A 7,833-nucleotide genomic window follows, 5' to 3' on the forward strand; every position below is an offset into this window, starting at 1 on the left:
GTCTTCCCTCCAGGCTGCCTGCCCGGATGCGCCACGTCGCTACCCAGCGGCACCGAGTCACACCGAGCCCACGGACCAGGTCCACACGGCCCGTCGGCACCGGCCCCGACCAGCATGCCCCACTGCCGGTGAGCCGACCGGATGTGATCCCATGGAATCGTCAACGCTGAGCGGAGAGGACAACCGATGTCAGGCGAGCGCCGGGGCGATCGCGGTCCAGCCGGTCCACGAGCTCTCGTCGGGCGTCGGTACCGGCTCGACGGGGTGATCGGTCAGGGCGGCTTCGGTGTCGTGCACCGGGCCACCGACGAGCTGCTCGGCCGGCAGGTCGCCGTCAAGGAGGTCCGGCTCCCCACCGACGGCAGCGAGGGGGAGCGGGAGCTCGCGCGGGAGCGGGTGCTGCGGGAGGCGCGCGCCGCCGGCCGGCTGCATCATCCCGGCGCGGTCGCGGTCCTGGACGTCATCGCCGAGGGCGACCTGCCCTGGATCGTCATGGAATTCGTCGACGGGCGGTCCCTGTCGGCGATCATCGAGGAGCGCGGGCGGCTCGGGGTCGGCGAGGTCTGCCGCATCGGCATCAGCCTCGCCTACGCGCTGGAGGCCGCCCACCGCCTGGGCATCGTGCACCGTGACGTGAAGCCGAGCAACGTCCTGGTGACAGCGGACGAACGCGCCCGGCTCACCGACTTCGGGATCGCCGTCAGCCATGGCGACCCTCGACTGACCAGCACCGGGATGGTTCTCGGCTCCCCGGCCTACCTGGCACCCGAGCGGGCCCGCGGCGACGCCGGAACGGCCGCCAGCGACCGGTGGGGGCTGGGCGCCACGCTGTTCACCAGCGTCGAGGGGGTCTCCCCGTTCCCCGGGAACGACCCGATCTCCATTCTCGCCGCGGTGGTGCAGAGCCGGCGCCGGCCGTTCCGCGCCGCCGGGCGGCTCGCACCCGTGATCGACGATCTCATGGCCACCCACCAGGCACGCCGGCCGAGTCTGGCGACGGTGCGCTCGCGGCTGCGCGACATCCTCGAACGCGGCGGGGACACCCGGCCCTCCCGGGCCCGCAGCCGACCATCCCGGCCCGCGGTAACGGCGATCACTCCGACGTCGGGCACACCCGCGGCCCCCACACCCGCGGCCCCCACACCCGTTGCCCCCGGGCCTCCGACGGCCCCGATCCCGGCCGGGTTCGCGGCGGACGGCGGTGACACGTTCACCGCGGGCGGAGCATCCACGGGCGGCGCATCCCCGGCCGACCAGGACACCGTGGTCAGCCAGTATGCCGGGCCCGACGAGACCACCGTCCTCGGCGAGTCCGTCCTCGGTGGACCGGCGACCGCCGGCGCGCGCGCCGGTGAGACGCACAACGCCATGGCGGAGGACGACGAAACGTCCGACGACCACTCGTCCCCGGAGGACGGCGGCGCGGACCTGACCGCGCTGCTCACGGGCACGACGACGGCACCGGCCGGCGGCGCACCCGCCGGCCCACCGCCAGCCGCCCCGGGGCTGGCCGGCACCGTGCTGATGAACGCGGCGCCCAGCGAGGCACCGCCGGACGACACCGTGCCCGGCGAGGCACTGTCAGACGACACCGTGCCCGGCGACCCACTGTCGGACGACGCCCTGCCCGGCGAGACACCATCAGACGACACCCTGCCCGGCGCCCTGCCCGGCGAGGCGCCGCCGAATGACACCGTGCCCGGCGGGGTGCTGGCGGACGACACCGTGCTGGCCGAGGCATCGCCGGACGGAACCGTGCTGACCCGGACGTCGCCGGCGAGCACGGGCAACACCCGGGCCGACGCGGACAATGACACCCGCACCGACATCGGTACAGACAGCGCGGCGGTCATCGCCGCGGAGGAGGCCGGCTCCCCGACACCGGACTCGGCGGCCGTCGAACCCACGGCGAGCCGGGTCGGGGCAGGCGACCCGGCGACGAGCGACGCACGGCCGGCGGGAACGGCGAGACAGTCGGGAACGGCTGGTGCGCACCCGCGGTTGACCCGTCGGCTGGAGCGGCTCCGGGCGATGGAGCGGCGGCGGGGCGCGACGGTTGAGCGTTCCCGGGGCGCTGAGCGGCTGCGACCGGTCGACCGCATGCGGGCACTCGGCGGCATCCCGGCGCGGGCGCGGACATCCCAGGACTCGACCGAACCGGCCGCCACCACGGCCATCGGGACAGCCAAGGCCACCGGGACAGCCGGGACGAGGAGTACGCCCGACGCCACGGGAACGCCCGGCACCGCCGCGGAACCGACGTCCGCTGTGGGGCGCCGGTACTCGGCGGCCGCGGCGTTGTTCTCCCGGCCGGGCAGGTCCACGGCCTCCGGCGATTCCGGTCCGGGGATCTCCGCGGGTCCGCCGAGCGCACCCCGCGCCGCCGCCCCTCCGCGGCGGGAGCCGGAGCAGGAGCCGCCGACGAGTGGGCAGAACCTGTTCCGCCCGCCCTCCGAACGCCAGCCGGAGGAGCGGCGGCACCCGGGTGGGGTGCTGGGACGTCCGGACGGGGCGAGCGCCGTTACGCACAGCCGCGGACGTCGCCTGACTGTGATCCTCGTCGCGTCCGTCGTCGTGATCGCGCTTGCGGTCGTCGCCGCCGTCCTGGTGTTCGGCGGGGGTGACGACGGTGCGGAGCCGGCCGGCGCCGGGCCGCGCCCGACCGTCCAGGCTGACCAGGAAGCCGCGGCAGTCCAGGCTGGAGACCTGGTCGCGTCGAATTCGGAGCCGGTCACGGCGCCTCCGGGCTGGGTCTCCTACGTCGATCCGACGGGCTGGTCGATTGCCTACCCGTCGCGCTGGCAGCGGCGGCCCGGACCCGGGGGCGAGGGGAATACGGACTTCGTGGATCCGGCTACTGGTACGTTCTTGCGCATCGGGAGCATCGCGAGTGCGAACACCTCCGCCATTGAGGACTGGCGCACGAACGAAATCAGCTTCCGGGATCGAGTGCGGGACTACCGGCGGGTACGGATCGAACCAGGTGACGGGGCGGACGGCGCGACACAGGCCGACTGGGAGTTCACCTATGCCTCCGGTGGGGGGACGGTGCATGTGCTCAACCGTGGCGCGGTGCGAAACGGGCATGGATACGCTCTGTACTGGTACACGGCCGAGGAGCTGTGGGAGGCGGATCAGCCGCTCATGCGACAGCTCTTCGCGACCTTCAGGCCGGCCTCATGAGGAGCCTCAGGGCCGGTTGCCGGCCTGACGGGTCCGGCGGCCGACGGGGTTGCGTCCGGTCCAGTCAATTCGTCTGTCAGACTTGACTCGATGGCCAGATCGGCGAGCGTGCCCCCCGACACCTCTCGGCACGGCACACCCCGCTACGTAGCGCAGCGCTACCGCCTCGACACACCTATCGGGCGCGGTGGCGCTGGCGTTGTGTGGTGCGGCGAGGACGAGCTGCTCCAGCGGCCAGTCGCAATCAAGGAAATCCTCGTGCCGATGGCGGGCGCGCAGGCGGAACGGGACGCCATCCGGGCCCGGGTGCTGCGCGAGGCGCGTGCGCTGGCCCGGCTGCACAGCCCGGCCATCGTCTCGGTCTTCGACGTCGTCGAGGAGCACGAGCGGCACTGGATCGTCATGGAGCTCGTCGACGCGGACAGCCTCGGCGACACCATCAAGAACCACGGCCCGCTGCCGTTCGACCAGGTCGCCGCGATCGGGCTGGCACTGGCCGACGCACTCGCCGCCGCCCACTCGGCCGGGGTGCTGCACCGCGACGTGAAGCCGGGCAACGTCCTGCTCGGCCGGGACAACCGGGTCCGCCTCACCGACTTCGGCATCGCCGCGACCGAGGGCGACGTCACCCTGACCGGGACGGGCGCGCTCGTCGGCTCGCCGGCCTACATCGCCCCGGAGCGGGTGCGCGGCTCCTCGGGCACGCCCGCGAGCGACCTGTGGGGCCTCGGCGCGACGCTCTACTCGGCGGTCGAGGGCTGCCCGCCTTTCGAGGGCCCGGAGACCTACGCGGTGCTGAGCGCCGTGGTGGAGGGCCGGCGGCGGCCGTTCCGGCTCGCCGGGCCGCTGCGCGGGCTGCTCACCGACCTGCTCGACCGTCCCGCCGAGCTGCGCCCGGACGTCGACGAGATCCGCCGCCGGCTGACCCCCATCGCACGCAACGCCACGCCCGTCCCGGCGGTCGTCACGAATCCGCGCAGCCGCCAGTCCGAACCAGCTGCGGACGAACCGTCATCGGACGACGGCCTGGAGAACCTGGCCCCGTCGTCGCTGCCGCCGACCGACCGCCAGCCGGCGCCGAGCGGCGACATCGGGGTGACCGACCGGCTGATGCCGGGCCGGGAGATGACGCCCCTGCCGCCGCGGGCGGACCTGTCGACCCCGGGCGACGATCTGACGGCCGTCGGGCACGCGCCGGTGACCGGGCCGGGTGTGGCGAGCACTGGCCCGCACGACGACATCACCCAGATCGGCGCGCTCGCCGCGGCCGTCGACATGTTCGACCAGGACGACGCCAACATGGCCGCCGGCCTGCTCTCGCTGGACCGGGACGGCGAACGCGCCGGTCGCGGGGGCGGTGTCTCGCACCGGGCACCGGCCGCGGGGCGCGGCGACCACCGCGGCGACGCCCCCCGCGGATCGGCCCGCAAGGGTCGGCCGCCGACGATCGCGATCGTCGCCGGCGCGGCGGTGGCGATGCTGGCGGGTCTCGCTGTCGCGCTCACCCTGCTGTTCACCGGCAACGGGGGCGACTCCGACGGCACCAGCGCGGAGGGCACGTCTCCCTCGCCGTCGTTCGCCCCGCGGACACCGGACCCGCTGCCGACCACCGACGTGGTCGTCACCGAGCCGGTTCAGACGCCGGACCGGCCGGCCTACACGCCCCGGGCACGGCGGACGACCACTCCGACGCCTCCGCCCCCGCCGGCGGAGACCGATCCGCCCGAGACGACTCCCACGGCGGGGCCGACAACACCACCGGTGACCACCGCGCCGGCGTCGTCGGCACCCGCGACCACACCGCCGACGGAGGTCTCGCCGACCGGCGCTGGGCCCACGCCCACCCAGGTCGTCCCCACGCCCCCCGGCGGCGGCGCCTGATCACGGCCGGCACCGGCCGCCCGGTCAGGTAGGTCAGGTCGACGGTCCGCGAACCGGCCGGTGACCGCCGGCCGCCGTGGTGCGGTTCGGGCGTTGTTCGCTCCGGGTGCGGGGTCGGGCCGTCGGGATGCGCCCTGACGACGCGATTCGGGTCCGTGCATGTCCGATTCGCTTGACATGCGCCGCGGAACATCACAACATAGGTAAGCCTCACTTAAGCGTCCGACGGTCATGTCGCGAGCGGGCTTCCGCTCGGCCCGCGTGAACCCCGAAGCACGAGGAGTCCGCTGATCGGAAAGGCTCGGCCACCGCGCCGCTTTCCGGCCGGCGGCACCGTCGCCGCGCGAGGGCCGGGCTCCGGGCCGGGCTCCGGTATTCCGGGGGCGGTCGCCCGCCAGCCCGCCGACGGGTCGGATTCCACGCGAGCCGGCGGCGCGGCGTATCCGGGGAAACCGGCGGCCGACACCTGACGTCACCGGCGAATCCCGCGACATCCCCGCCCTTGACCTGCCCGGTTTCGAGAGCGCGACCGGCCGATCGGCGCATCCACCATGAAGCAGTGTTCCAGAGAAATCACCGCACGAAGCGCCGATCAGAGGAGAAGCATCGACATGCGCGTTGTAATGTTCGGATATCAGACCTGGGGACATCGAACACTGCAGGCGCTGCTCGACTCCGACAATGACGTCACTCTCGTCGTCACGCACGAAAAGGGCGAAGGCGATTACGAGAAGATCTGGGACGACTCGGTCGCCGATCTCGCCACCGAGGCCGGCGTGCCGGTGGCGATCCGGAACCGCCCCGATGACGAGGATCTGATGTCGCTGCTCAAGGCGGCCGACCCCGACGTCATCGTCGCCACGAACTGGCGCACCTGGATTCCGCCGCAGATTTTCAACCTGCCCCGGCTGGGAACGCTGAACATCCACGACTCGCTGCTGCCGGCCTATGCCGGGTTCGCGCCGCTGATCTGGGCGCTCATCAACGGCGAGCCTGAGGTGGGCGTGACCGCGCACATGATGACCGACGTCCTCGACGCCGGTGACGTCGTCCTGCAGCGGCGGGTGCGGGTCGGCCCGCGCGACACGACGGCCGACCTGTTCCACCGCACCCTGGCCCTGTTCGGCCCGATGGCTGTGGAGGGCCTGGAGCTGATGGCGTCCGGGCGCACCGAGTGGGCGAAGCAGGACCGCTCGAAGGCGAGCTTCTTCCACAAGCGGTCGCCCGTGGACAGCCTCATCGACTGGACCTGGACGGCCGAGGAGCTCGACCGGCTCGTCCGCGCCCAGTGCGACCCGTACCCCAACGCCTACACGTACCGCAACGGCGAGCGGCTGCGGATCGTCTCCGCGGAGGTGTCGAAGGGCATCTACGGCGGCACTCCCGGACGGATCTTCATCCGGGAGGGTGACGGGGTCGTCATCGTGGCCGGCGCCGAGGCGCGGCGCGGCCTCAGCCACGGGCTGCTGGTCCGGACGGTCCGCACCGACGACGGACGCGAGCTGCCGGCGACGGAGTACTTCACCACGATGGGCGGTTACCTTACCCGGCAGCCGTAGCGGCTGGGGCTCGCCGCCGCCGACGGCACCGGCACCGCTGCTGACGCTGGCGGCGACGACGATCGGCGACGAGCCGGGTGACGCGCGGCGTGCGCGCGTCACCCGGCTCGCCCGGACGTGATCCCGACTGGTCAGCCCGCCGCCGCGACCTTGGCCAGGGTGGGCTTGAGCTGCTCGAGCTGCCAGGGGATGTTCAGGATGGTCGGGTTGTTGACCGCCCCCGCCGTGAAGGCGTCGACCTCCTGCGCCCGGCCGTCCACGACCGCCGGGATCCTCGTGTACAGCTCGTTGGCCTTCATCTCGGTGCGCAGTTCGTCGGTCGCGAAGCCGATCATCATGAAGTCGGCGTCGAGCTCACCGATCTTCTCCATGCTCAGCGCGCGGTCGACGACGCTCGCGGTGACCCGCGGCGACAGCTTCATCCCGAGCTGGCCGTAGAGCTGGATGGAGATCGTCTCCGGGTCGTCGATCACGGCGAGCCCGTTGGACTCGTAGTAGTAGCTGTAGCTGAACGTCTTGCCCGCCAGCCCGGGCAGCTCCGCGGCCGCGTCGGAGACGATCTTCTCGGTGGCTTCGATCGCCTTCGCGACGTCGGCCTCACGACCAACCGCCTTCCCGATCACCGTGCTCACGTCCTGCCAGGTCGAGATACCGGCGTCGGTCTCGTAGGCGACGGTCGGCGCGATCTCGCTGAGGCGGTCGTAGTAGTCCGCCAGCCCGTAGAAGTTCGTCGCGAGGATCAGGTCGGGATCGAGTGCGGCGATCTGCTCGAGGTTGAGGTCGCCGCTGGTGTCGAGCGCCGTGCTGTCCGCGAGGTCGATCCTGCCCTCGAGCCAGGGGAAGTCGCCGTCCGGCTTGTCGGGGTTCTGACCGTAGGCGATCGGCGTGATTCCGAGCGCCGCGAGCGTGTCCTCCTCGTAGCTCAGCGCGATGATTTTCTTCGGCTCCGCGGGAATGGTCGTCGATCCGAACGCATGCTTGATCGTGACCGGGAACCCGGCCGCCGCCGCGGTGCCCCCCTCCTGGGACGCACCCCCGTCGTCATCGCTGCCGCAGGCCACGATTCCGACCATGACGGCCGCCGCGACGCATACCGCCGCGAGCGATTTTCTTATACCCCGCACCACAACATCAACCTTCCATAACTAGTTATGCAGCGAAATCGCTACCTGACTGGGTTTTGGTCGGATTAACCAAAAATTCGTTGCGG

Annotated in this window: 4 protein-coding genes; 3 read left to right on the forward strand and 1 reads right to left on the reverse strand. The window is 72.4% G+C overall.

From position 1 onward, the window contains the following. Window positions 1-186: 186 nt before the first annotated feature. The 3 genes from E0504_RS42920 to E0504_RS42930 all read left to right on the forward strand — a co-directional run bounded on the left by E0504_RS42920 (window position 187) and on the right by E0504_RS42930 (window position 6,623). Complete coding sequence (locus E0504_RS42920) at window positions 187-3,183, forward strand: serine/threonine-protein kinase (RefSeq protein WP_131627255.1); 2,997 nt, start codon at window positions 187-189, stop codon at window positions 3,181-3,183. 90 nt (window positions 3,184-3,273) lie between these two features. Beyond that, window positions 3,274-5,064 (forward strand): serine/threonine-protein kinase, encoded by a 1,791-nt coding sequence (locus E0504_RS42925; protein ID WP_112108677.1) that lies wholly within the window; start codon window positions 3,274-3,276, stop codon window positions 5,062-5,064. Window positions 5,065-5,675: 611 nt separating this feature from the next. Next, window positions 5,676-6,623 carry a methionyl-tRNA formyltransferase gene (locus E0504_RS42930; protein ID WP_131627257.1) on the forward strand — a complete coding sequence of 316 codons (948 nt, stop codon included), beginning with the start codon at window positions 5,676-5,678 and terminating at the stop codon, window positions 6,621-6,623. Between the two features lie 131 nt (window positions 6,624-6,754). On the opposite strand, the gene E0504_RS42935 is transcribed toward E0504_RS42930, so the two are convergent. Continuing rightward, a complete protein-coding gene (locus tag E0504_RS42935) occupies window positions 6,755-7,696 on the reverse strand; it encodes an ABC transporter substrate-binding protein (protein ID WP_243657874.1) in 942 nt (313 codons plus the stop codon). Window positions 7,697-7,833: the final 137 nt, after the last annotated feature.

The organism is Parafrankia sp. BMG5.11, from assembly GCF_004337455.1.